Origin of the sequence: Streptomyces sp. WP-1 (assembly GCF_030450125.1) — a bacterium.
In the GTDB taxonomy this organism is placed as follows: domain Bacteria; phylum Actinomycetota; class Actinomycetes; order Streptomycetales; family Streptomycetaceae; genus Streptomyces; species Streptomyces incarnatus.
In genome coordinates, this window is record NZ_CP123923.1 from 1,328,840 (window position 1) to 1,352,568 (window position 23,729).

Consider the following 23,729-nt stretch of genomic DNA (forward strand, 5'->3'; position numbering starts at 1 on the left):
AGTTGCACAACCATGAGCAGTCTGCGTCCGCCGGGTGAGGACCCCCCGGTGCTCGAAGAGTGGTACCGCCGGCACCTGGGCCCCGGCATCCACGACATCAGCTCCAGCGGCGTCCACCCGTACACCTTCGCCGAGATACGGACGATGTGCCGCATCCCGGCCGAGGACCTGGACGCGGTCGTCATGGACGACAGCGTCTCCCAGGGCGGCGCGGGCATCCGCCAGGCGATCGCCGACCGGTACGCGGGCGGCGACGCCGACAGGGTGCTGGTCACCCACGGCTCCAGCGAGGCCATCGCGCTCACGCTGGGCACGCTGCTGCGGCCCGGCGACCGGGTGGTCGTCCAGCAGGGCATCTACCATTCCCTGGGCCACTATCCCCGGGCGGCGGGCTGCGAACTCGCCGAGTTGCCGGCCGCGGCCGTGCGCGACGGCGAGATCGACCAGAGCGTGCTGGAGGGCCTGGTCACCGCGGGGACCGCGGCCGTCGTCGTCAACTTCCCGCACAACCCCTCCGGGGCCACGCTGTCGCCGCAGGGCCTGAAGGCGCTGACCGAGCGGACCGCCTCCGTCGGCGCGACCCTGGTGTGGGACGCCGCCACCGCCGAGATCACGCACCGCTGGGACGTGCTCCCGGACCCCGCCGCCACCCACGGCGACACGGTCTCCTACGGCACCTTCTCCAAGACCTTCGGCCTGCCGGGACTGCGGGTCGGCTGGGCCGTCGCGCCGCCCGGACTCATCACCGCCACCTTCCCGCTGCGCGACCGGACCACGCTGTTCCTGTCGCCGCTGGTCGAGCTGATCGCCGAGCGGGCCATGCGCCACGCCGACGTGCTGGTCCGCACCCGGGCGGCCGAGGCGCGTCGCAACCTGGCACACCTCACCGCGTGGATGGCCGAGCACGAGGACCTGGTGCGCTGGCGGCCGCCGGAGGGCGGGGTGTGCGCGCTGCCCGTCTTCCGGGAGTTGGAGCGGACCTCGGCCGGCCCCGCGACGGTGGAGCGGCTCTGCCTGGAACTGCTCTCCCGCCACCACACGCTGCTGGTGCCGGGTACGGCCTTCGGCGCGCCGTACGGCGCACGGCTCGGCTTCGGCGGACCGGAGGAGCACTTCCGGGCCGGGCTCGCGGAGCTCTCCGAGTTCCTGCGCACCCGGGGGGCCGCCCGATGACCGCCGCGGGCGCCCCCGACGTCCTGGACCTGTGGGACCGCTGCGTGCGTGAACACGCCTTACAGCCGGCTCTGGTGACGCCGAGTCATGTCTGGACGTACCGGTCGGTGGACCGGCTGACCGACGCCTGGGCCGGTTCCCTGGCCGCACGCGGCGCGGGTCCCGGGCGGCTGGTGGGCCTCGCGTTCCCGGATCCCGGGCGCACGGTGCTCGGCATGGTGGCGGCGCTGAAGGCCGGAGCGGGCTTCACCGTCCTGGACGACCGGCTGCCCGACACCGCACGGGAGTTACTGGTGCGGCGTACGCGGGCCGCGGTCTGGCTCGGCGACGGCGCCCACGCACCCGTCACGGCCTACGTGCCGGCCGGGGCGCCCGGTGCCGGCGGCGAGACGGCCGATCACGGCGGCTCGGCCCCGGACACCGGCGGCCCGGCGGGCGCGGACGGCCTCGCCTCCCGGCGGCCGGTCCGGGCCTGCGGCGGCGACGTGGCGTACGTGCTGTTCACCTCCGGGTCCACCGGGCAGCCCAAGGGCACGGTCGTCGAGCGGGACTCGCTGCGCGGGTTCGCCGTCGCGGTCGCCGAACGGCTGGAGCTGACCGCCGGTGACCGCTGGCTCCAGGTCGCCTCACCGGGGTTCGACGTCCTGATCGAGGAGGTGTTCCCCGCGCTCCTCTCCGGCGCGGCCGTGGTGTGCCGGGCCGACACACAGGCCCTGGACGCGGAGGAGCTGCACACCATGACGGCCCGCACCGGGACCACGGTGGTGGAACTGTCCACGCAGTACTGGCTGGAGTACGCCCGCTGGCTCGACACCCGCGGCCTGACCACGCCGAGGGAACTGCGCCTGGTGGTGGTCGGCGGCGAGCGGATGGACCCGGGGCCCTACCGGGAGTGGCAGGCCCGCCATCCGGCCCGGCTGGCCCACGTCTACGGACTGACCGAGTGCACCGTCAGCTCCACCTTCTACACCGGGCTGCTTCCGGCCGACGCCGAGGAGGTCCCGCTCGGCACACCGCTGCGGGACGTGGAGATCGGTGTCCGGCGCGACGGGCGGCCCGTGCCACGGGGCGAGGCCGGGGAGATCCACATCGGCGGACCGCTGCTGGCGCGCGGCTTCCTCGACGACGAGGCCGCCACCGCCCGCCGGTTCGTGCCCGACCCGCTGTCCCCCGTCCCCGGGGCCCGGGTGTACCGGACCGGCGATCTGGGGCGGATCGACGCCGACGGCCACCTGGTCTTCCTCGGGCGGCTCGACGACCAGGTGAAGATACGCGGCCACCGGCTGGAGCCGGCGCGGGTGGAGCGGGCCCTGTGCGCGGACCCCGCTGTGGACCAGGCCGTGGTGTTCCCCGACCCTCGGACCGGCACCGCGCTGTGGGCCTTCACGGTCCCGGCCGACCCGCTGCGCGCGCCACTGCCCGGCGAAGCGGTCCGGGTGGCCGGGGCGGAGAAGGACGCGCTGCTGGCACCGCTGGCGGCACACATGCCGGACTGGGCCGTGCCCAGGGTGCTGTACCGGGTGTCGGCCCTGCCGAAGAACCGGCACGGCAAGATCGACAAACGGCGGCTGAGCGGCTGGGCCGCGGCGGAGCACGTCGCCGCGCGGCAGCGGCCGGAAGCGGTGGAGGCCCCGCGGGCGCCCCTGGCGACGCCCGGAACGCAGGCGCCGGGTCCGGGTTCCGGACCGGAGCCCCGCGACGAACCGCTGTCCACGGTGACGGACCTGTTCCGCGAGGTCCTGGACGCACCGGGGATCGGCCCCGACGACGACTTCTTCGACCATGGCGGCCAGTCCCTGCTGGCCATGCGGCTGCTCGCGCGGCTGCGCGAGTCCTTCCCGGCGGCGGCCGGGCTGCGGGCGAGCGCACTGCTCCGGTGCCCGACCCCCCGGCTGCTGGCCGGGGCGCTCCGCGCCGACGAGGCCGCCCGGCTCTGAGCCGTCACGGCCCGCGCACCGCTTCGCGCCCGGCCCGGACCACCGCGCGGCCCGCACCGCCGGGACCACCGCGCAGCCGGCACCGCCCGGACCACCGGCACCGCCCGGACCACCGCACCACCGGCACCGCCGGGACCACAGCACCACCTGCACCACCCGAGGGCCCGCGGGCCCGGCTTCGGCCGCCCGCGGGCAGTAACCACCCGTCACTCAGCGAGAGTTGGCCATGTCGAACCTCACCGACCAGTCCACACGAAGCTACACCCTCAGCCCCGACGAGGCCGCCGCGACTACGGGGCTCACCCTCGAACTGGCCGCCGCCTACCCCTCCTTCGACGACGCCGGTCTGCTGCGCGACCTGCCGCGGCTCGCGGCCCGGCTGCCGCTCGGCGTGCAGCACTTCCTGCGCGACTTCAAGCTGGGCGACCGCCACGGCCATGTTCTCGTGCGCGGGCACGAGTTCGACCAGCAGCGCATCGGGCCCACCCCCGAGCACTGGCGCGGCCGCCACCGGCCCGGCCCGGAGTTCCCCGAGGAGCTGCTGCTGATGCTGTACTCGGCGCTGCTGGGCGAGCCCTTCGGCTGGGCCACGCAGCAGGACGGCCACCTCGTCCACGACATCTTCCCGATCCGCCGGCACGAGAACGACCAGCTCGGCATGGGCAGCAAGCAGCTGCTGACCTGGCACACCGAGGACGCCTTCCATCCCTACCGCAGCGACTACCTGATCCTGGGCGCACTGCGCAACCCCGACCACGTGCCCACCACGGTGGGCGAACTGGACCTGGCCTCGCTGTCCGAGGACGACATCGACATCCTCTTCGAGTCGCGCTTCTTCATCGCGCCGGACGAGTCGCATCTGCCGAAGAACAACACCATCACCTCCGAGGAGGAGGCCGCCCGCTTCGCCACCATCCAGAAGATGATCGACGAGCGGCCGCTCGGCCCGCTGCTCTACGGCTCACGGCAGGACCCGTACATGCGTCTGGACCCGTACTTCACCTCCGTGCCCGAGGACGACACCGACGCCCGGCGTGCCTATGACGCGCTGTTCAAGGTGGTGGACGCCGGAATGCGGGAGGTGGTCGCGGACCAGGGCGACGTGCTCATCATCGACAACCACCGGGCGGTGCACGGCCGCCTGCCGTTCCAGGCCCGCTACGACGGCACCGACCGGTGGCTCAAGCGGATGTGCGTCACCGCCGACCTGCGGCGCTCCCGCCCGATGCGGGCCACGGCCGAGACTCGGCTGCTGGGCTGAGCGCACCCGTGGCACTCACCCTCACCGACCTGTCCCGCGACCGGTGGCTGCTGCCCGAGGTGGACGCGCTGATCGGCGCCAACATGCCCGCGTTCATGGGCTGGGAGTCCCCCGGCAACTGGCGCTGGCACGGAATGTACGAGCGTTTCCCCGCCCATCAGCTCTGCCTGGTGGACGACAGCGGGAAGCTGGTGGCGGCGGCCAACGGGCTGCCGGTGCGGTGGGACGGCCGGGCCTCGTCACTGCCCTCCGGCAGTGACGAGATCCTGGTCGAGGCCGTCGACCACGGGCCGCCGGACCACCCGGACGCCCTCTGCATGCTGTCGGTGTCCGTCGATCCCGCGCACCGGGCGGCCGGCCACGCCGAGCGGCTGCTGGCCGAGGCCCGCACCAGGGCCGCGGAGCAGTGCCCCCGCGGCCTGATCATCCCGGTCCGGCCCACCCGCAAGCCTCGATACCCCCTGATCCCGATCGAGGAGTACGCCGCCTGGCGCCGCCCCGACGGCCGCTGCTTCGATCCATGGCTCGCTGCACACGCCGAGCTGGGCGCCCGGCAACTGGGCATCGCCAAGCGGTCCCTGGTGATCCGTCAGCCGGTGTCCCGCTGGGAGGAGTTCCTCGGCCATCCGCTGCCGGGGCCGGGCGACCATCCGCTGCCCGGCGGCCTGGTGCCGCTGCGGGTCACCGCCGACGGCCACGGGATCTACGCCGAGCCCAACGTCTGGGTTCACCACGCGCCGGCCGTGCCGTGACCCGCCCCGCGCGCCCCGGCGCCGCGGCCTGCACATCCCTCCCAAGTCACCCCCTCGCGACCCCTGGAGAATCATGCCTCCCGTACGTCTCGCCATCGTCGGGTGCGGTGCCGCCGCACGCGGCTGCCACGTGCCCGCCCTGCCGCCGCTGAAGGGCGATGTGCGGCTGACCGCGCTCATCGACCGGGACCCGCGCCAGGCGCGGGCCGCGCTCGACCTGTACCGCGAGCTGGGCGGCACCGGTGCCGACCAGGTGGTGATCGCGACCGATCCGGCCGAGGCCGCGGACGCCTTCGACGCGGCCGTGGTCGTCGTACCGCACACGTCGCACGCCCGGACCGTCGAGTCACTGCTCGCGGCCGGCAAGCACGTGCTGCTGGAGAAGCCGATGACCACCTCGGTCGAGGACGCCCGGCGCCTGGTCGCGCTCGCCGCCGACGACTTCGCGCCGCTGCTCGCGATGGCCCACCCCCGGCGGCTGTTCCCCGCGTACGCCTGGGTCAAGCGGCTCATCGAGAGCGGCGACCTGGGCGACGTGGTACGCGTCGACTGGTCGGAGGGCCACCCGTACGCCTGGGAGCCGGTCTCCTGGTCGATGTTCGACCGGCGGCTCGCGGGCGGCGGCGTGCTCACCGACACCGCCTCGCACGTCTTCGACACGCTGCTGTGGTGGCTCGGCCCCGACGCGCGGGTCGTCCGCTACGAGGACGACTCGCTGGGCGGGGTGGAGACCGACGCGACCGCCCATCTGCGTTTCGGCGGCGTCGACGTGCACTGCGCGTTCAGCCGGCTGCGCGACCTCGGTATCTCCTGCACGGTGACCGGCACCAAGGCGACCGTGACCATCGGGACCGACTTCCCGGCCGGCGAGTGCACCCTGGTCACCGCCGACGGCGTGGAACTGCACCGGGGAGACGTGGCGGCGGTGGCCCCCGCCCAGGACGAGTGGGAGCTGCTGTTCACCGAGCAGCTCGCCAACTTCGCCGCGGCCGTGCGCGGGACCGCCGCGGCGCACTCCGGTCCCGAGGACGGCCTGCGCGTCGTCGAGCTGATCCAGGAGTGCTACGGCGGCGCCCGCGAGGAGACCGCCCAGCCCTGGACCACCCGTCGCGCCGCGACCGGCGTGGCGGACGCGCTCACCGGCACCGTGGCGGTCACTGGTGCGAGCGGCTTCATCGGCGGCCGCGTCGTCGAACGGCTCGCCCTGGGCACCCGGGCCACCGTACGGCCGGTGGTACGCGGCTTCGGCCGGGCCGCGCGGCTGTCCGTCCTGCCGCAGGAGCGGCTGGAGTTCCACCGGGCCGACCTGCTGGACCCCGACGGCCTGCGGGCCGCCTTCGAGGGGTGCGACACCGTCGTGCACTGCGCCTTCGGCAGCGCCGGTGAGGAGGCGGACCGCTGGGCGGCCTCCGTCGAGGGCACCGCGAACGTCCTGGCCGCCGCCCGCGCCGCCGGCGTCCGCAGGGTGGTGCACCTGAGCACCGTCGACGTCTACGACCCCACCCTCGCCGGTGAGCTGACCGAGGAGTCACCGGGCCGCCCGGCGGACCCCGCCGACCGCGAGTACGAACAGCAGAAGCTCGCCGCCGAACAGCTGGTGCTCGACGCCCACGGCCCGGAGCTGGAGACCGTCGTCCTGCAGCCCGGCGTGGTCTACGGGCCGTGGGGCGGTCAGTGGACCACCGCCCAGCTCGGGCGCGCCGAAGGCGACTTCGCCGTGCTGCCGACGGGCGAGGACGCCGGTGTGTGCAACGCCGTGTACGTCGACGATCTGGTGGACGCGGTGCTCCTGGCCGCCGGGAAGGAGGCGGCAGCCGGTCGGCGCTTCCTCGTCGGCAACGGTGAACCGCTCGGCTGGGGCCGGTTCTTCGACGCGATCCGCGCCCTGCGCGGCCTGGGCGGTCCGGCGGGGCGGCCCGCCGGGAACCCGGTGCCTGACTGGGAGCTGGAGCTGTACCGCTCGACCGCCCGGGCCCGGTACGACAAGGCCGAACGCCTGCTCGGCTTCACCGCGCGGACGCCCTTCGCCACGGGCGTCGAGCTGACCGGGCAGTGGGCGGTCTGGGCCCGGCAGGCGCCGGAGGCGCGGTCGTGACGGGCGTCACCGATGTGCTGGTGGTCGCGCCGCACCCCGACGACGACGTCATCGGCTGCGGCGGCTCCATCGCCCAGCACGTCCGGGACGGGGCCCGGGTGACGGTGGTCGTGGTCATCGGGCGTGAGCGCAGCGCCCTGGACGACGCGGTCACCGACGCCGAGTTCGCCGCCGAGACGCAGGCCGCCGCGAAGGCACTGGGCGTGCACCGCTGCATCCGCCTCGACGAGCCGTCACGGGACTTCACGCTCTCCCGCCGGGTGCACCTGGACCTGGTGCGGGTGCTGCGGGAGGTGCGACCGCAGGTGGTCTACCTGCCGCACGACAACGACGACGACGTCGAACACCGCATGGTGCACCAACTGACCACCGAGGCGCTGTGGATGGCGCAGTCGGAGTTCTTCCAGGAGTCGGGCGGGCGGCCGATGCCGGCGCCCCGGCTGGTGCTCGGATACGAGGTGTGGGCGCCGATGGCCCGGTTCCAGTACGCGCAGAACATCGACGGACAGATCGAGACCAAGGTCGAGGCGATGCGCGCGTACGTCTCGCAGCTGCGCCACGCCGCCTGGGACGAGGGTGTCCGTGGCCTGGCCCGCTACCGGGGCACGGTGTCCGCGGGCTCGGGCCACGCGGAGGTGTTCCAGGTGCTGAGCCTGCGCACCCCGCCCGCGGCCGGCGGCCCGGACGCCGGAGAGGCGACCGGCGACGGACCGGGAGGCCGCCGTGACTGAGCGGCTCCTGGTCTGCGGTCTGGGTTCGGGAATGGACCGTTCACTGACGGAACTGCGCTCTCCGAGACGCGAGTTGCTGGTGGTCACCGACACACCGACCGACCGGGCGCGGGCGGCCGCGGACACGCTGCTGGTCTGTGACCCGACCGACAGCACGGCGGTCCTCGCCGAGCTGTCGGCGGCCGGTGTCGACCGGCTGGACGGCGTGTTCTCGCTCGGCGCGGACAATCCGCCGGTGATCAGCACCGTGGCCCACCGGTTCGGCTGCCCCGGCCTGCCCCTGGAGACGGCGCTCGACTGCACGCTCAAGGACCGCCGACTGGCGATCCTGCGCGAGGCGGGCCTGGACCTGCCCCGGTTCGCGACCGCCGGGAGTGTGCGGGAGGCGGTGCGGGCGGTCGCCGAGGTCGGCCTGCCGGCCGTCATCAAGCCGAGCGATCAGACCGGTTCGCTGGGCGTGCTGAAGGTGGAGTCGGCCGAGGCGGCATGGCAGGGGGCGGCCGAGGCGCTGCGGCTCAGCCCCGTCGGCCGGATCGTCGTCGAGGAGTTCCTCGAGGGCACCGAGCACACGCTGGCCGCGTTCATGGTCGACGGCGAGCTGCACCGGTTCGGCTTCGGGGACCGGGAGTACGGGCGCAAGGAGGAGTTCGCCCCGTACTTCTTCGAGGGCGGCGACACTCTGCCCAGCCGGCTCACCGCCGGGCAGATCGAGGAGGTCACCGAGACCGTGCGGCGCGGGGCCCGGGCCCTGCGGCTGGACCCCGCGGTGATCAACACCGACATCCTGCGCACCCGCGACGGCCGGGTGGTGCTCCTGGAGATCACCTGCCGGCTCACCGGCGCGCGGATCGCCACCGAGGTGATGCGGCTGGCCACCGGGGTGGACCCGCTGCCCAACGTGGTGCGGCTGGCGCTGGGCCGGCCGCTGGAGCTCTCCGAGCTGCGCCCGACCCGCGACGGGGCGGCGGTCCAGCGCTTCCTGCCCGCGGACGGCGGAGTGGTGGAGTGGGCCGGCGACCCGCGGGACGTCGCCCGCCGGGCGGGGGTGCACGACGTCTTCTGGGGGATGGAGCTCGCGCCCGGCACCGTGGTGCCGCGCTACCGCGGCGGGGCCGATGTGCTGGCCGGGGTGATCGCGTACGCCGACGAGCGCGCCGCGGCGGAGGCGGTCGCCGAGCGCACGCTGCGCGCGCTGCCCCTGCGGTTCAAGGCGGCGACGCAATGACCACGACACCGGCGACCACCGTGCGCGGGCCGCTGGACGCGCCCGCCCGCGCGCGCACCGACGAGACGAGGGAGAACGCAATGGCCACCGACCCGGTGGACGAGGCAGCGGTGGAGAAGGGGATCGCCCGCACCGCCGTGGTCATCGCCCTGCGCGACGACCTGCGGATCGCCGACTGCATCGCGTCGATCGACGAGGACGTCGAGATCGTACTGGCGTTGAACGGCCCCACCGAGGCCGTGCTGAAGCTGATCGCCGAGCATCCGAGGCCGCTGACGGTCACCGAGATCGAGGACGTCGGCAACCTGGGCGCGGCCTACAACGCGGGGGCCGCCGCCACCGACCGGCAGTACCTGCTGCTGATGGACTCCGACTGCACCTTCGCCCCGGGGGTGGTGCGCTCCATGGTCCGCGCGGTCCTCACCGAGCCGGTGGTCAAGGGGCAGGTGGTGTACGGGGAGTCCGACGGCCTGCTCAGCAGACTGACCGCCCGCGTGCGGGAGTTCGACGAGGGCGACTACGTCAGCGCGCTGTCCCCGCCGCTCATCTACAACAGGACGATCGTGGAGCACATCGGCGGGTACCACTTCGACGAGCTCATCCACTGGTGCGAGGACCGGGAGTTCGACTTCCGGCTCCAGCTGGCCGGCATCCCGGTGGTGTACCTGCCCGAGGCCCGGATCTTCCACGATGCCCAGCACGGCTTCGCGAACATGCGCAGCTACTTCCGCTACGGCGTCGGCGAGGGCATCGCCCAGGAGACGGGCGTGTTCACCACGCCGGCCGTGCCGGTGCTGTGGCGGTGGTACGAGGCGGTCAGGACGCTGGCGCACTGCGCCCGCGCCAAGGGAGCGGGTGCCGCGGCGTACTACGCGCTGCTGAAGATCGCCTTCCACACGGGTACCGCACACCACCTGCTCAACGACCCCTACCGGGTGCGGGACCGCTACCCGGCCTCGGCCAAGCGGGCCCGTATGGTGCGGTCGATCCCGCAGCACAGCACCCGCCTGACCGGAGCCCAGTTGCGGCGGCTGCGCCGGGCGCACTGGGAGGCGGGCCGGCGGATCGAGAAGGTGGCGGACCTCTCGGTCTTCCGTCAGGACACCGCCGGCCCCGCCGCCTCCTCAGCCGTCCCCTCGGCCGTCTCCTCGCCCGTCCCCTCGGCCGTCGGCGAGACGCGGCAGCGTCAGGCGTGAGGGATGGTCACCGCCGTGGTGGACGGTGTGGTGCGCGACCACCCGGGGGTGGACGTCGAAGCGTGGAGCGTTGCTGGCCGCGACGTCGAGGCGGACGCGGTGGCCGGGGCGGAACACATGGCCGATCGCACCGAGGCGGACGGTGACCTCGGCCGGCCGGCCGGGGGCGGCCGCTCCGCCCTCCCCCGGCGGCTCCAGCCGCTGGATGCCGTCGCACAGCAACTCCGCCCGGCCGTCGGGCCGGACGTCGACGAGCTTGCCGGTCACGTCGGCGCCCGCCGCGTCCGGCGTGACGTACACCGTCAGAACGGTGTCGCCGACCACGGTCAGCGGGGCGGTGAGCGGTGCGCCGGTGAAGCTCAGGACATCGTCGCGCCGCTCGACCTCGCGCTGGTCGAGCGGGCCGCAGTCGGCGCCGGTGAACTGGCCGGGCAGGGCGGTGGCGCCGCCGGTGGTGGGCACCGGGTCGGCCGGGTCGTGCCGGATCGTGTCGCCGGCCGCGGTCCGCGGCACGGGTCCGGGCGTGAGCCGCGGGCCGTCCAGGTGGAGCACGTACTCCTCGGTGCCGGGGACCGGCCAGTCGGGGAAGGCGCGCCACTCGTCGGCGCCGGTGAGGAAGAGCCGCACCGGCGCCGGGGCCGCCGCACCGGTCGGCCGTCCGCGCAGATGGCGGTCGAAGTGGTCCAGGTGCAGACCGGTGACATCGAGCCGCTGTTCGTCGGCGGCGAGCCCGTAACGGCGCTGGGGAAATATCCCGCCGGTGACGCAATGGGACCACGGCCCGACCACCAGACGCGACTCCACGCCCTGTTCCCGAATTCCCTGGAAATTTTCGAGGGCACCGGCGAGGAATATGTCGTACCACCCCGTCACATGGAGAGACGGAACGTCGATCAGCGGATACGAGTCACGGGGGGAGGCGGCTTTCCAGTAGGGGTGGCCGGTGGGGTGTTCGAGCCATTGCCGGTAATAGGGCGCGAGCCGGTCCAGGAGGCCGGCTGCGGCGTCCGGATCCACGTACAGGGCATCGATCCGGTCGACGGCGTCCGCCACCTCGGCCAGCTCCGGCCCGGTCAGCCCGGCCCCGTCGAGCAGCAGGTCGTACAGCACCCAGTAGAGGAGGAACCCCCGTTGCAGGGCGCCCCCCTGACGGGTCCAGCCCTCGTCGAACCCCGAGCCGGCCACGTGCGGGACGACGGCGCCCAGACCGGGCGGCCGCTCCCCCGCCGCGAGCAGCGCGGCCATGCCTTCGTACGAGCGGCCGAACAGGCCCGCCGAGCCGTCGCACCACGGCCGCCGGACGGCCCAGGCGACGGTGTCGGCACCGTCCTGAGCCTCGTTCCAGTACGGCTCGAAGGCGCCGCCGGAGGCGAACCGGCCGCGGACGTCCTGCACCAGCAACGCGTAGCCCGAACGGACCAGCCGCAGGCCGTCGACAGAGGCCCCACCGGGACTTCCCGACTTCCCGTAGGGCGTGCGCCGGACGAGCACGGGCACCGCCTCGGGCGTGTCCGGGCGGTAGAGATCGGCACTCAATAACACGCCGTCGCGCATGGGTATTTGCACATCGTGTTCCACAACAATACGCACCCGCCAATAATCCACCAGGACACGGGAATTCACAATGACGTTCTCCTCGGCATCATTTCTCAAACCATTCTTCGACACGGCGCGCGACGATCCCGGCCGGCCGGCCGTCGTCGACAACGGTCTCGTCCTCACCTACGGCACCTTCGCCGCCTGGGTGCGGAAAGTCGCCGCCGCCGTCGAGCCGCGCACGGCGGCGCCCCAGCCTCCCGTGGGCGTCGTGGCGCACCACTCGGCCCGTGATGTGGCGGCGCTCATCGGTGTGCTGGCGGCGGGACGGGCGTACGTGCCGCTGGAGGCCCACCACCCCGGGGTCCGGCTGGAGGCGATCGTGCGCCGGGTCGGCTGCCGGGAGGCGGTGGCGACCGCGGAGACCGGCTGGCAGCCCCCCGTCGAGAAGGTGATCCGGCCCCGCTGGGCGCCCGCCCCCGCGGCGGCCACGGCACCGGCCGCCCCGCCGTGGCCGGACCCGCGTCCCGAGGACCCGGCGTACGTGCTGTTCACCTCGGGCTCCACCGGCGAGCCGAAGGGAGTGGTCGTCCCGCACCGGGCGCCGGCTGCCGTGGTGCCGGCGCTGCGCGGCCTGTACGGCATCGGCGAGGACGACTCCGTGCTGCACTTCCACGGCGCGGGCGGTGACACGAGCCTGGAGGAGATCCTCCCGACCCTGACCGCGGGCGCCACCCTCGTTGTCGACGACGCCGCGCGGGAGGGGTTCGCGCGGGTGGCGGAGGAGCAGCAGCTCTCGGTGGCGGTGCTGCCCACCGGGTTCTGGGACGGTCTGACGGGCGATCTGCTGCGCCGGGGCGCCCGGCTGCCCGCGTCCCTGCGCACCGTGGTGATCGGTGGCGAGGCGGTGCGCGCCGACATGCTGGAACGCTGGCACCGGCTCGGCGGCGCCGAGGAGGTGCGGCTGCTCAACACCTACGGCGCCACGGAGACCGCGCTGGTCACGCACGCGGTGCAGCTCGCCGGGCCGGGCGCCCCCGCGCTGCCGGAGTCCGGCGGGGACCTGCCCATCGGGCTTCCCCTGCCGCACGTCGGCCAACGCATCGACGAGACGGGCGAGTTGTTTGTGTCCGGGCCCGGAGTGGCCCTCGGCTATCACGGGGACCCGGAGGCGACGGCTGCCCGCTTCACCGAACGGGACGGCACCCGCTGGTACCGCACGGGGGACCTGGTCGGCGAGGCGCCCGGCGGCGCCCTGGTGTTCAAGGGGCGCTCCGACCACCAGGTCAAGATCCGCGGCTTCCGGGTGGACCTGCTCGACGTCGAGGAGCTGATCGGGCGATGTGAGGGCGTGTCAGCGGTCGCGGCCGCCCGGGTGGACCGGGCCGGGCACTCCGCGCTGGCCGCGTTCTTCGTTCCGCTGCCGGACGCCGAGCCGGGCGAGGTCGCCGCGGCCGCCCGTGACCGGCTGACACGGACGGTGCCGCCGCATCTGGTGCCCGAACTGATCCTGCCGGTGGACGCGCTGGAGCGGACCCACACCGGCAAGGTCGACCGCGACGCCACCCGGGACCGCCGCCTGGGTGCCGTGGAGGCCGCCCGATGAGCGCTGCCACGGCGCCGGACGCGGTGGCCGCCGAGCTGGCCGCCCACGCCTCGCGGAAGCTGGGCGTGGCACTCGTACCGGAGTCCGCGCAGAACGACGACAGCGGCTGGGACTTCCGCGTCACCCACATCCGGGCCACGGACGGCACGTACTGGATCCTGCGGCGGCCGCGCCGGCCCGGGGCGGCCGGCCGGCTGGCCGTGGAGGGCGCGGTGCTCGGCGCGGTACGCGACCGGGTGCCGGTGGCCGTGCCCGACTGGCGGTTGCAGACCCCGGACCTCGTCGCCTACCCGCGGCTGCCCGGCGAGGCGGCGGGCAGCGAGGACCCGGACACCCTGGTCTACGGCTGGTCGATGGATCCGCTGGCCCACCCGGACCGCTACCTGGAGCCGCTGGCCCGCTGCCTGGCCGAGGTGCACTCCACGCCCCTGGACGGAGCCTGGGCACGGGCGGTCCCGCGGCCGTCCGGACCCGAGGCCGTGCGCTCCCGGATCGCGGACCGGCTGGCCCGCGCCCATGCCGAACTGGAGCTGCCCGCCGCCCGGGTGCGCCGCTGGCGGGAGTGGCTGGACGACGACCGGCTGTGGCCCGGCCGCCTGGTGCTCGTCCATGGCGACGTGCACCCGGGCCACACCCTGGTGGAGCGCGGGCCGTCCGCCCCTTTGGCGCTGTCGGCCCTGCTGGACTGGGCGAACGCGGGCATCGGTGATCCGGCGGCGGACTTCGTCGACATGCTGTACGCCGGTGGCACGGACGTCCTCGACCGGCTCCTGGACGCCTACCGGGCGGCGGGCGGCGACGTGCCCGGCGGCATGCGGTCGCACATCCTGGCCCGGGCGTCCTTCCTCTGGGTCCATGTGGCGCTGCGCGGCCTGGACACCGGCCGCCCGGCGTGGACGGAGACCGCACTGCGGAGGATGGCCCGGTGAGCGGGGGGACGGCGTACACGGTCCACGGCTCCGGGCGGCAGCCGGTGGTCCTGGTCGCCGGGGCGGGGGGCACCGGCCGGATCTGGGAGCACCACCAGGTGCCCGCGCTCACCGGGGCGGGCCACCGGGTCGTCACCTTCGACCACGGCGCCGCCGACTCCAGCGCCGGTGAACTGGCCGCCGCCGTGAGGGAACTCCTCATCGCACTGGGGCTGCCGCCCTGCCCGCTCGTCGGCCACTCCCTGGGGGCCCTGGCGATACAGGAGCTGCTCGTCACCGATCCGCACCTGGCGAGCGGCGCGGTACTGGCCGCGACGCGGGGCCGGCCCGACCCGGTGAGCGAGGCTCTGGCCCGCGCCGAGGCCGCGCACACCGGGACGGGCGGCCGGCTCCCGCCGGAGTACGAGGCGTTCGTCCAGCTGGTGCTGAACCTCTCGCCCCGGACCCTGGCGGACGAGGGCGCGGTCGCAGAATGGCTGGACTTGTTCGAGATCGCCGCGTTCAGCGGTGCCTTGGCCGGTGCCCGTCACCCGCGCCCGCCCGTCGCCGACCGGCTGGAGGCGTACGCGCGGATCACCGCACCCCTGCTGGTGGTGGGTTTCGCCGACGACGTGCTGGCCCCCGCCCACCTGGGCCGCGAGCTGGCCGCGGCGGTGGCCGGCGCCCGGTACACGCAGCTGGCGGACACCGGCCACCTCGGTTTCCTGGAACGGCCCGACGCCTTCAACACCGTCCTGCTGGACTTCCTGGCCACCCTCCCCACGACCGACCCCGGAGCGTCCCATGTCCCCTGAGTCCCCCGCGAAAATGGCCGCCTCGGTCGAGGTCGTGTACGTCGGCCAGGAGCCGCCCGGGTCCTGGGAAGCGGCCGTGTACCTGTGCGGGCCCACCCCCGCCGACCCGGCGGAGCCGTCCTGGCGCCCGGCCGCGGTCGCCGCTCTGCGTGCCGCCTGGAGGGTCCCGGGGCGGCTGGTGGTCTTCCTGCCGGAGCCCACCGCCGGCGGGTCCTACCCCTCGTACGGGGACCAGATCGCCTGGGAGGAGGAGGCGATGCGCCGCTCGGACGCGGTGCTGTTCTGGATCCCCCGGGACATGCGCCGGCTCCCCGGGCTGGTGTCCAACATCAAGTGGGGGGCGTGGCACGACTCGGGCCGGGCGGTGCTGGGTGCGCCGCCGGAGGCCGAGCGCATGACGTACCTCCTGCACTTCGCCGAGGCGTTCGGGGTACCGGTGGCGCGCACCCTTCCCGGGGCGGCGGAAGCGGCCCTGCGCGCGGTGGGCCGCGGCTCCCGCCGTACCGGTGGCGAGCGGGCCGTCCCGCTGGCGGTGTGGCGGTCCGAGCCCTTCCGGAAGTGGTACGCGGCCCGTCCGGCGGGCTGCCGGCTGCTGGACGCGCGCGTGGAGTGGTACGAGCGGGCCACGGCACCGGACGGCGTCCCGGCGTGGCTGCTGACCGTGACGTGCGAGACGGGTGACGGGACCGGCCCGACCGTGCGCCGGCTGCTGTCGGCTCAGGGGCAGGGCATGCTCATGTAGAGCGCCTGCTCGCCCTCGGAGGGGGTGCCGTCGTAGAGGGAGGTGTCCAGCCCGCAGAAGGCGAAGCCCATCCGCCGGTACGCGTGGATGGCCGGCGCGTTGACGTTGGTGACCTCCAGCCAGATGTGCCCGGCACCCCGCTCGCGGGCGAACTCCGCCCCGAGCCCCATCAGCGCGCGGCCGACGCCCCGGCCGCGGTGCTCCGGTGCGACCTCGATGTCCTCGACGGTCAGCCGCCGGTTCCATCCGGAGTACGAGACGGTGACGAACCCGGCCAGGTCACCGGCGGTCCCACGGGCGACGAAGGTCCGGGAATCCCCGTCGTCGCCGTCCTCGTCGTGCGCTCCGTCGTCGGGGAACACCTTGGTCAGCGGCGGGTCCACGGGGATCTCCCGCAGCGCGAACCCGTCGTCGCCGGCGGTCACCCGGAAGACCGTGCCGGTGGTGAAGGAGCCGTCCAGGGCCTCGATGGCCTCGGCGTCCTCGGGGACGGCGGTGCGGTACCGGTAGGCGGTGTCGTCAGCAGTGGTCACGGCACGACGCTAGGGCCGGCCGGAGAACGACAGGCTGCTTTCGGCCGACCAGACCCGCGTGCCACCGACCGGTCTCCGTGCCCCTGCGCCGGGCGGTGCGGGTCAGCGCAGAGAGCGGATCGTCGGGCTCGTGGCGACCAGGCCGGCGCACGCCAGGACGGCGCCGCCGCAGACCAGGAACAGCGTCGTCGTACCGTACGGGAGCAGTACGCCCGCGAGGACGTAGGAGAACGGGTCCAGCGCCACCGTGGCCAGCACGACGAGACTGAGGACGCGGCCCAGCAGGTGCTGGGGCACGCGCTCCTGCAAGGTGGCCACGACCACCACGCCGAGGAACGCGGACCCGAGGCCGACGAGCGAGACGACCGCCGTCGCGGCGGCGACGTGGGTGACGGTGCCGAGTCCGGCCACGCCCGCGCCGATCGCCGCGACCCCGCCGACCACGGTCCAGCCGCGCCGGGCGGGCGGGCGCCATCCGGCCATGAGTGAGCCGGCCAGTGCGCCCGCGCCGAACCCGGAGAGCACGATCCCCAGGGATCCCGTGCCCCCGAGGCGTTGATCGGCGAGCACCGCGCCGCCCACGAGTACGGGGCCCACGACCGCGATGTTGATCAGGGCCACGGCCGCCAGCATTCCCCGCACCAGTGGTTCGTGCCAGGCGTATCCCAGGCCCGCTCGGAGGGCACGTGTACTGCTGAGCCGTTCACCCTGGACGGGGTCGGGACCGGTGTCGTCCCCGGCGCGTTCGCCGCGTCGCACCACACGGACGAGCGTGCTGAGGGCGACGGCGGCGAGCACCGCCAGCGCCGCGATCCCACCGAGCGTCGCGTCGAATCCGACTGCGGCCACGGCCGCGGCGGCCACCGCCGGGCCGACCAGATCGCCCCCCGACTCCGCGCCCTGGATCAGCGCGTTGACCCGGGAGAGCTTCTCGGTCGGCACCATGGCGGGCAGCACGGCCAGGGCCGCCGGGAAGTACGCGGCGTCGGCGGCGCCGAGCAGTCCGGCGAGCAGCGCGACCGTCGTCACCGATGGTGAGGTGAGGGCGATGACGGCACCGAGGGCGAGCAGGACGGCGACCCGGAGCCAGGCGGCGCCGACCGCGACACGCACGGGGCCGAGGCGGTCGACCACCACGCCCGCGGGCAGCAGGAGAGCCGCTCGCGGCAGTGCCACGGCGACGAGGACGAACCCCGTGACGATCCCGGGTTTCGACAGGTCGAGCACGAAAAGCGTGAGCCATACGAGGAACAGCGCGTCGACCACGGCCGCCAGCCCTTGGCCCGCGACCAGACGGCGCAGGTGCGGATCGCCCAGCGGTCCACGCGGACGGGAGCGGGCCGTCGGCTCCGTCGTCATTGTCTGCCCCCTCGGGGTGCCGAGTGGATCGGTCCCGCGCGCGACACGCCGCCGACGCGGTCGCGCCCGGTCACGCCGGGACGGACACGACCGTAGCGCTCGTCGACCGGCACACGCGGGACGGGATCGCGCCGCTGTCCCTACGCGATGTGTGTGCCCCCGTCGACCGTCAAAGTGGTGCCGGTGATGTACGACGCCGCGTCGGAGACGAGGAAGACCAGGGCCGCGGCGAGTTCCTCGGGCTGCCCGACGCGGCCCGCGAGCACCCGCGGCATCATCGCCTCGAGGTAGCCCTCGGCGTATTCGTCGGTCATCGCGGAGGGGAAGAAGCCCGGTGCGAGGGCGTTGACGCGGATGCCCCTGCCCGGGGTCCACTGCTGGGCGAGATCGCGGGTGAGTCCGAGGAGGCCGGCCTTCGACGCCGAGTAGGCGGCCTGTGGCAGACCGCCGGTGACCAGCGCGAGGATGCTCGACACGTTGACGATGGCGCTGCCGGGCGGCATCACCGCGCCCGCGGCCTGCGCCATCCAGTAGGAGCCGTTGAGATTGATGTCGATGACCTCGCGGAACTGTTCCGGCGTCTCCTCCGTCGCGGGTCGTTCGCCGCTGATCCCGGCGTTGTTGACCAGGATGTCCACCCGCCCGAAGGCGCGCACGGCCGCGTCGACCAGGGCCCGGCAGTCCTCCGGTCTGGAGATGTCGGTGCGCACCGCGACGGCCCGGCGGCCGAGCCTTTCGACGGCCGTGCGCACAGCCGCCAGCCGCTCGACGCGCCGTGCCCCGAGCACGACATCGGCTCCGGCCTCGGCCACCGCGGTGGCGAAGGCGATACCCAGTCCGGAGGAGGCGCCGGTGACCACGGCCACGCGGCCGTCGAGCCGGAAGCGGTCAAGAACGCTCATGGCTGCCCGACGTCACCGGTGGGCGGCGATGTAGTTCACCACGTCGCCGACGGTCCTCAGTTCAGCGCCCCGGTCGTCGGGGAACTTCACCTCGAACGTGTCCTCGGCCGCCACGGTGATCTCCACCATGGAGAGGGAGTCGACGTCGAGGTCGTCGGTGAAGGACTTCTCGGCGGTCACTTCGGCGGGGTCGATGCCTGCGACCTCTTCGACGATCTTGGCAAGGGAGTCGAGAATGTCGGCGTTGTTCGCCATGGGTTCCTCCTTCTTGGGACGGGTCCTGCCGAGTCCTTGGGACGGGTCGTGCCGAGTCGGCCGTCGTGGGTGCGGGGGCGTCAGAGCCCGAGGCGGCGCCGGTAGGTGAGGAGGGTGTCCAGGAAGCCCTCCATCTGCTCCTCGGTGTGGCCCGCGTGCGGGAACAGGCGCAGCAGCGCCTGGTTGCGTGAGACCGCCGGGTAGGAGAAGACGGGTACGAGGTAGCCGTCCGCCACGAACCACTCCCGCATCTGGAGCGCGGCGGCGTCGCTGCCGATCGGCACGGAGAGCATGTACGACTCGGTCGGCGTCGTGGGCGTGCCGGCCTCGCGCATCTGCCGGCGCAGGCGGGCGGCGTGCGCCAGGTAGTCGTCGACGATGCGCGGATCGTCGGCGAGGGCGTCGATGGTGCGCTTGGCGGCGTAGGCGGTGGGCGGCTGGATGGCGGCCGTGAACATCGAGGTGCCGGAGAGCAGTTCGAAGGCGTCGATGGCCGCCGCCGGCCCGGCGATCGCGCCGCCCTCCAGACCGATGGCCTTCGACAGTGACACCATGACGAAGTCGGCCCGCTCCCGGATCGCGGCGGCCTCCGCGGCGTACGGACGGTTCTCGGGCCCGTACACCATGAAGCCGTTCGCATCGTCGATCATGCTGATGGCGCCGTGGCGGTCGCACGCGTCGAGGATGTCCACGATCGGCCCCATGGTGCCGTCGGCCGAGTAGATGCTCTCGGCGATCACCACGGTCTTGGGGGCCCGGACCCGGTCCAGGACACGGTCCAGGTCGGCGACGTCGTTGTGCCGGAAGGCGTGCGCCTTGCGGCTGTAGCCGAGCCCTTCGAGACCTTTCCAGATACTCCAGTGGACATCGCGGTCGACGACGAAGACGGTGTCGTGGTTGTGCACTTCGATCCCGGCGTCGAAGTGCGCGGAACTGCTCATGGCGTGGACGAATCCGATGTTGGCCAGGAGGCCGGTGGCGAAGCTGATGGCTCGCTCCTTGCCCGTGCGGCGGGCGATCGTCTCCTCCAGCTCCTGGTGCGGGCGGCAGATTCCCTGTGTCATCCGGGATCCGCTGGTGCTCAGTCCGTGGGCGAGCGCTCCCTGTGCGAAATGGCGTTGTACCGGGATGTGCCGCTCCAGGTCGAGGAAGCTGATGCTGGCGAAGTTCACCAGTTCGCGGCCGTTGCGGACGATGGTGGGTCCGACGGGGCCGTCCACCACCGGCGGGCGGTACGCGGTGTCGTGGGTGTTCGCCTCGACGAAGGCGGCGAAGGCCCACGGGGCCAGGCGGTCCGCGGTCGGTGCGGGGGTGTGGGACGCGGTCATGGCGAGTTTTCTCCTCCACGGTGGGCGCGGGGCGGCAGGGGCTCCAGGGCTGCGGCGAGATGGCCGAGCGAGGCCGTTCCGGCCAGTTCGTCCGACGCGATCCCGGTGAAGCCGGACCGGTGGAGCAGCGCCAGCAGACGAGGGACGGCGAGCAGAGTGATCCCGTGGTCGGCGAGGCAGCGGTTCATGTCGACGGCATCACGGGGGCTTGCCGACGGGTCAGGGGGTCGGACGGCGGTCACGGCGGCGGCCAGCGCCCGTTCGGCGTCCGTCGCGGGCGGGCGTGACGGTACGTGCGGGGTTTCCGGGCCGCCGGTGGTGGCGCGGGGCAGGTCGGGGAGACGGCCGGGTCCGGGGGTGGCCGGGCGCAGGACGTAGCGGCCCGGGGCCAGGGTGCCGGGTACTTCGCCGAGGTGGTCCAGGACGTGGCGGTGCAGGTCGCCGGGGGTGAGGCCGGAGACCGTGCGGGCATGTACGACGAGGTGAGGGTCGTCGCCCTTCGCGGTGGCGTCCCCGCCGGGTGTCACCGTCGCGTCGAGCACTCCGGGGTGGCCGCGCACCACGTCCTCGACCTTGGGCAGGCACACCCAGCCCTGCGGGGCGCGCCACCATCCGGGGGCGGGCGGGGTGAGCCGGTGTGCCGGGAGCGCGCGTTCGTCGCCGTCGGCGAGCGCGCGCAGGGCGGCGCACAGCCGGAGGGGCAACGCGGCGGCCTGCCCGGTGTCGAGGAGATGGTCCCCGACGGTGACGTCGAGGGTGACGGCCCCTCCGTCGCGGCTGAAGTCGACGTACAGCGTGTCGCAGGGCTCGTCGGGCGCGCTGCGGATCCAGGTGGCGGTCCCGCCGGGCGGGGTGTCGGGCGCGGGGACCAGGTAGTCGCGCGGCCAGGAATAGCAGTTGTACTCGATGGTGGGTACGGTCACGACACCCCGGCGGCGGTCCATCCGGGCCTGGGCGGCGACCAGTTCGGCGGGGCGCCACCGCCCGTACCGGTAGGCCGTGGCGGAGGCGGCGGCGACCGAGGCGACCACCTCGCCGAACACCGCGCCCGGGCGGAGATCGATCTGTACCGGAACCGTCAGGGCCCGGACACCGATGCTGGTCCGCAGCGCGGCGCGGGCCCGGTTGGAGACCACCACCGAGGCGAGGAACCGGTGTTCGCCGGTGCGGGCGGCGACGTCGTGGGCCAGCACGGCGAGCATGACGATCTCCGGGCTGACCCGGTGACGCCGGGCGACGCGGTCGAGGTCGTCGTACGCCTCCACCGAGCGGTGCTGGAGGCGGTGGCGCCCCTCACCGTCGTCGGTCCCGCCGAACGGGGCCAGCACGCAGGTCGGGTTGTCCGCGAGACGCGTGAGCCACTCCCGCTCCGCCGCGCGGGCGCGTTCCGGGTCCTGGTCACCGGCCGCGTCGAGGGGGTGTGCGATGGGCGGGTGCGCGGGGGTGGGCGGGGGCGCGGGGGTGGGCGCAGGCGCGGCGGTGGGCGCAGGCGCGGTGGCGGGCGCAGGCGCGGTGGCGGGCGCAGGCGCGATAGCGGGCGGAGGCGCGGGCTTCTTCGGCGGTGCGCCGGCGCCGCGCAGCAGGTCGTGCAGTTGGTCGAGCAGCACCGCCAGTCCCCATCCGTCGATCACGACATGGTGGACGGCCAGCACGACCGCGCGCGGCTCTCCCGCCTCCAGCAGCACCCGGGCGAGCCAGGGCGGATTACGCTCGGGGTCGATCGGGCGGGCGGCCAGCGCCGCCGTGGCGGCCTCCAGGATGTCGGCGGAGGCGGCGGGAACCTCGGCATGGTCGACCGGCAGGGGGGCCCAGTCCGCCCGGTGGACGTGCTGCGTCGGGTGGAGCGGGTCGACCGTGGTGCGCAGCGCCTCATGGCGGGCGGTGAGCGTCGCGAGCGCCCGGTGGACGTCGGCGACCGTCGCCGGGGGCGGGACGTGGCAGTGGTCGGCGAGCGGTGTCGGGTTCACCCGCCGTCGCGCGGGAATGGTGCGCTCGTACCAGTGCCACTGCTGGACCCAGTTCAGCGGTCCGCTGCGGATGACGGTGGCGGGGCGGCTCGGAGCCGGTCGCGGGGCATGGTTCACGGCCGGCACCTCATACGGCCCGGACCACGAGCGCGGCGTTGTGCCCGCCGAAGCCGAACGAGTTGCTGAGCGCGATCCGCACCCGCTCGTGGTGCTGCGCCCGGTGCGGCACGAAGTTGATGTCCGGGTCGATCGGCTCGTCGCAGTTGACGGTCGGCGGGACGTCACCCGTGCGCAGGACCTGGATGGAGGCCACGAGTTCGACCGCCCCGGCGGCACCGATCATGTGTCCGGTCATCGACTTGGTGGAGCTGACCGGGATCCGGGTGGCACGATCGCCCAGCACCTGGCGCAGCACGGCCGTCTCGACGGCGTCGTTCAGCAGCGTCCCGGTGCCGTGCGCGTTGACGTAGTCCACGTCCGACCCGGTGATCCCCGCGTCGCGCAGTGCCGCCTCCACGGCGAGGCACGCGCCTCGTCCCTCCGGGTGCGGGGCGGTCCAGTGATGGGCGTCGGAACTCGCTCCGTAGCCGATCAGCTCCGCCAGCGCCGTCGCCCCCCGCCGGTCGGCCACTTCGGCGGCCTCCAGCACCAGCACGGCGGCGCCCTCGCTCATCACGAATCCGTCGCGGTGCGCGTCGAACGGCCGGCACGCGGCGGTCGGGTCGTCGTTGCGGGTGGACAGCGCGCGGGCGTTGCCGCTGCCCGCGAGGTCGACGGCGGTGACGCAGGCGTCGGCGCCGCCGGCGAGGACGATGTCGGCCTCCCCCTGGCAGATCATCCGCATCGCCGCGCCCACCGCGTCGGCGCCGCTGGCGCACGCCGTGCTCTGGGCACGGCTCGGCCCCCGGGTGCCCAGCCGCATGCTGATCTCGGCGGCGGCGCTGTCCATGGCGGTGGTGACCTGGGTGAAGGGGCCGATGGCCCGCGGCCCTTTGTCCCGCAGCGTGTTCGCGGCCCGGTAGATCGACCCCACCGGGCCGTAGCCGCTGCCGATGACCACGGCGACCCGCGGTGCCGAGTGGTCGTCGACGACGAGTCCGGCGTGCTCGCATGCCTCCAGGGCCGCGGCGAGGGCGTACTGCGCGTAGGGATCGGCGCGGCGGCTGACCGGCCGGGGCATGTAGCGGCCGGGGGTGAACCCGCGGACCTGGCCGCCGATCCGGACTCCGAGGCCGGTCACGTCGATCCCGTCCACGGTGTCGATGCCGCTGCGCCCGGCCAGCATCGCCGTCCAGGTGTCGGCGACGCTGTGGCCCAGCGGTGTCACCGCCCCGTACCCGGTGACCATCACCCGGCGCCGGGACCCGCCGCGCCGGGAGTCACCCCGCTGTGTCGCGTCCGTCACGTC

20 protein-coding genes are annotated in these 23,729 nt (G+C 74.1%); 12 read left to right on the top strand and 8 right to left on the bottom strand.

Annotated features, from left to right (window positions below):
* The first annotated feature begins 12 nt into the window (after nt 1-12).
* The 8 genes from vioD (at nt 13) to QHG49_RS05545 (ending at nt 10,370) form a co-directional block, all read left to right on the top strand.
* Nucleotides 13-1,173, top strand: coding sequence for a capreomycidine synthase (vioD, locus tag QHG49_RS05510; RefSeq protein WP_301487472.1), 1,161 nt, complete (start codon nt 13-15; stop codon nt 1,171-1,173).
* A complete protein-coding gene (locus QHG49_RS05515) occupies nt 1,170-3,110 on the top strand; it encodes an amino acid adenylation domain-containing protein (protein ID WP_301487474.1) in 1,941 nt (646 codons plus the stop codon). Before vioD ends, QHG49_RS05515 begins: the two co-directional genes overlap by 4 nt.
* 226 nt (nt 3,111-3,336) lie before the next feature.
* Entirely contained in the window at nt 3,337-4,371 is a 1,035-nt protein-coding gene (gene vioC / locus QHG49_RS05520; protein ID WP_145490577.1) for an arginine beta-hydroxylase, Fe(II)/alpha-ketoglutarate-dependent, read from the top strand.
* Between the two features lie 8 nt (nt 4,372-4,379).
* Nucleotides 4,380-5,123: a hypothetical protein gene (locus tag QHG49_RS05525; RefSeq protein ID WP_301487477.1), complete on the top strand. Its 744-nt coding sequence runs from the start codon at nt 4,380-4,382 to the stop codon at nt 5,121-5,123.
* Nucleotides 5,124-5,196: 73 nt separating this feature from the next.
* Nucleotides 5,197-7,218 (top strand): NAD-dependent epimerase/dehydratase family protein, encoded by a 2,022-nt coding sequence (locus QHG49_RS05530; RefSeq protein ID WP_301487479.1) that lies wholly within the window; start codon nt 5,197-5,199, stop codon nt 7,216-7,218.
* The gene (locus QHG49_RS05535; RefSeq protein WP_236576539.1) at nt 7,215-7,949 is read left to right on the top strand and encodes a PIG-L deacetylase family protein; all 735 of its coding nucleotides are present in this window, start codon (nt 7,215-7,217) and stop codon (nt 7,947-7,949) included. Before QHG49_RS05530 ends, QHG49_RS05535 begins: the two co-directional genes overlap by 4 nt.
* Nucleotides 7,942-9,174, top strand: a complete 1,233-nt coding sequence (locus tag QHG49_RS05540; RefSeq protein WP_159706644.1) for an acetyl-CoA carboxylase biotin carboxylase subunit family protein — start codon at nt 7,942-7,944, stop codon at nt 9,172-9,174. The genes QHG49_RS05535 and QHG49_RS05540 overlap by 8 nt, the downstream gene beginning before the upstream one ends.
* Nucleotides 9,171-10,370: a glycosyltransferase family 2 protein gene (locus QHG49_RS05545; protein WP_301487484.1), complete on the top strand. Its 1,200-nt coding sequence runs from the start codon at nt 9,171-9,173 to the stop codon at nt 10,368-10,370. Before QHG49_RS05540 ends, QHG49_RS05545 begins: the two co-directional genes overlap by 4 nt.
* Here QHG49_RS05545 and QHG49_RS05550 read toward each other — a convergent pair.
* The gene (locus QHG49_RS05550) at nt 10,299-11,924 is read right to left on the bottom strand and encodes a CocE/NonD family hydrolase (protein WP_301487486.1); all 1,626 of its coding nucleotides are present in this window, start codon (nt 11,922-11,924) and stop codon (nt 10,299-10,301) included. The two genes, QHG49_RS05545 and QHG49_RS05550, sit on opposite strands and share 72 nt — an antisense overlap.
* Nucleotides 11,925-11,994: 70 nt before the next feature.
* Between QHG49_RS05550 and QHG49_RS05555 the strand changes: the two genes are divergently transcribed.
* From QHG49_RS05555 to QHG49_RS05570, 4 genes are read left to right on the top strand one after another with little or no spacing between them, the layout of a single operon-like run.
* Nucleotides 11,995-13,512, top strand: coding sequence for an AMP-binding protein (locus QHG49_RS05555; protein WP_301487487.1), 1,518 nt, complete (start codon nt 11,995-11,997; stop codon nt 13,510-13,512).
* Nucleotides 13,509-14,441, top strand: coding sequence for a macrolide 2'-phosphotransferase (locus QHG49_RS05560; RefSeq protein WP_236576536.1), 933 nt, complete (start codon nt 13,509-13,511; stop codon nt 14,439-14,441). Before QHG49_RS05555 ends, QHG49_RS05560 begins: the two co-directional genes overlap by 4 nt.
* Entirely contained in the window at nt 14,438-15,235 is a 798-nt protein-coding gene (locus tag QHG49_RS05565; RefSeq protein WP_301487489.1) for an alpha/beta fold hydrolase, read from the top strand. The genes QHG49_RS05560 and QHG49_RS05565 overlap by 4 nt, the downstream gene beginning before the upstream one ends.
* Nucleotides 15,225-15,977 (top strand): nucleoside 2-deoxyribosyltransferase domain-containing protein, encoded by a 753-nt coding sequence (locus QHG49_RS05570; RefSeq protein ID WP_301487492.1) that lies wholly within the window; start codon nt 15,225-15,227, stop codon nt 15,975-15,977. The genes QHG49_RS05565 and QHG49_RS05570 overlap by 11 nt, the downstream gene beginning before the upstream one ends.
* On the opposite strand, the gene QHG49_RS05575 is transcribed toward QHG49_RS05570, so the two are convergent.
* From QHG49_RS05575 to fabF, 7 genes are all read right to left on the bottom strand, one after another.
* On the bottom strand, nt 15,953-16,510 hold the full coding sequence (locus QHG49_RS05575) for a GNAT family N-acetyltransferase (protein ID WP_145490557.1): 558 nt from the start codon (nt 16,508-16,510) through the stop codon (nt 15,953-15,955). The genes QHG49_RS05570 and QHG49_RS05575 overlap by 25 nt on opposite strands.
* Nucleotides 16,511-16,612: 102 nt before the next feature.
* Nucleotides 16,613-17,869, bottom strand: coding sequence for an MFS transporter (locus QHG49_RS05580; RefSeq protein ID WP_301487495.1), 1,257 nt, complete (start codon nt 17,867-17,869; stop codon nt 16,613-16,615).
* 140 nt (nt 17,870-18,009) lie between these two features.
* Nucleotides 18,010-18,771, bottom strand: a complete 762-nt coding sequence (locus QHG49_RS05585; RefSeq protein ID WP_159706632.1) for an SDR family NAD(P)-dependent oxidoreductase — start codon at nt 18,769-18,771, stop codon at nt 18,010-18,012.
* Between the two features lie 12 nt (nt 18,772-18,783).
* Entirely contained in the window at nt 18,784-19,026 is a 243-nt protein-coding gene (locus QHG49_RS05590; RefSeq protein ID WP_301487497.1) for an acyl carrier protein, read from the bottom strand.
* An 80-nt stretch (nt 19,027-19,106) separates the two neighbouring features.
* Nucleotides 19,107-20,354, bottom strand: coding sequence for an aminotransferase class I/II-fold pyridoxal phosphate-dependent enzyme (locus QHG49_RS05595; protein ID WP_145490545.1), 1,248 nt, complete (start codon nt 20,352-20,354; stop codon nt 19,107-19,109).
* Nucleotides 20,351-22,438, bottom strand: coding sequence for a condensation domain-containing protein (locus QHG49_RS05600; protein ID WP_301487499.1), 2,088 nt, complete (start codon nt 22,436-22,438; stop codon nt 20,351-20,353). Before QHG49_RS05600 ends, QHG49_RS05595 begins: the two co-directional genes overlap by 4 nt.
* A 10-nt stretch (nt 22,439-22,448) precedes the next feature.
* Entirely contained in the window at nt 22,449-23,726 is a 1,278-nt protein-coding gene (gene fabF, locus QHG49_RS05605) for a beta-ketoacyl-ACP synthase II (RefSeq protein WP_301487501.1), read from the bottom strand.
* Nucleotides 23,727-23,729 lie beyond the last annotated feature (3 nt).

Coding starts and splice junctions, on each gene's coding strand:
- vioD (WP_301487472.1), top strand. CDS start 13: ATGAGCAGTCTGCGTCCGCCGGGTGAGGACCCCCCGGTGCTCGAAGAG.
- QHG49_RS05515 (WP_301487474.1), top strand. CDS start 1,170: ATGACCGCCGCGGGCGCCCCCGACGTCCTGGACCTGTGGGACCGCTGC.
- vioC (WP_145490577.1), top strand. CDS start 3,337: ATGTCGAACCTCACCGACCAGTCCACACGAAGCTACACCCTCAGCCCC.
- QHG49_RS05530 (WP_301487479.1), top strand. CDS start 5,197: ATGCCTCCCGTACGTCTCGCCATCGTCGGGTGCGGTGCCGCCGCACGC.
- QHG49_RS05545 (WP_301487484.1), top strand. CDS start 9,171: ATGACCACGACACCGGCGACCACCGTGCGCGGGCCGCTGGACGCGCCC.
- QHG49_RS05550 (WP_301487486.1), bottom strand. CDS start 11,924: ATGCGCGACGGCGTGTTATTGAGTGCCGATCTCTACCGCCCGGACACG.
- QHG49_RS05555 (WP_301487487.1), top strand. CDS start 11,995: ATGACGTTCTCCTCGGCATCATTTCTCAAACCATTCTTCGACACGGCG.
- QHG49_RS05560 (WP_236576536.1), top strand. CDS start 13,509: ATGAGCGCTGCCACGGCGCCGGACGCGGTGGCCGCCGAGCTGGCCGCC.
- QHG49_RS05570 (WP_301487492.1), top strand. CDS start 15,225: ATGTCCCCTGAGTCCCCCGCGAAAATGGCCGCCTCGGTCGAGGTCGTG.
- QHG49_RS05580 (WP_301487495.1), bottom strand. CDS start 17,869: ATGACGACGGAGCCGACGGCCCGCTCCCGTCCGCGTGGACCGCTGGGC.
- QHG49_RS05585 (WP_159706632.1), bottom strand. CDS start 18,771: ATGAGCGTTCTTGACCGCTTCCGGCTCGACGGCCGCGTGGCCGTGGTC.
- QHG49_RS05590 (WP_301487497.1), bottom strand. CDS start 19,026: ATGGCGAACAACGCCGACATTCTCGACTCCCTTGCCAAGATCGTCGAA.
- QHG49_RS05595 (WP_145490545.1), bottom strand. CDS start 20,354: ATGACCGCGTCCCACACCCCCGCACCGACCGCGGACCGCCTGGCCCCG.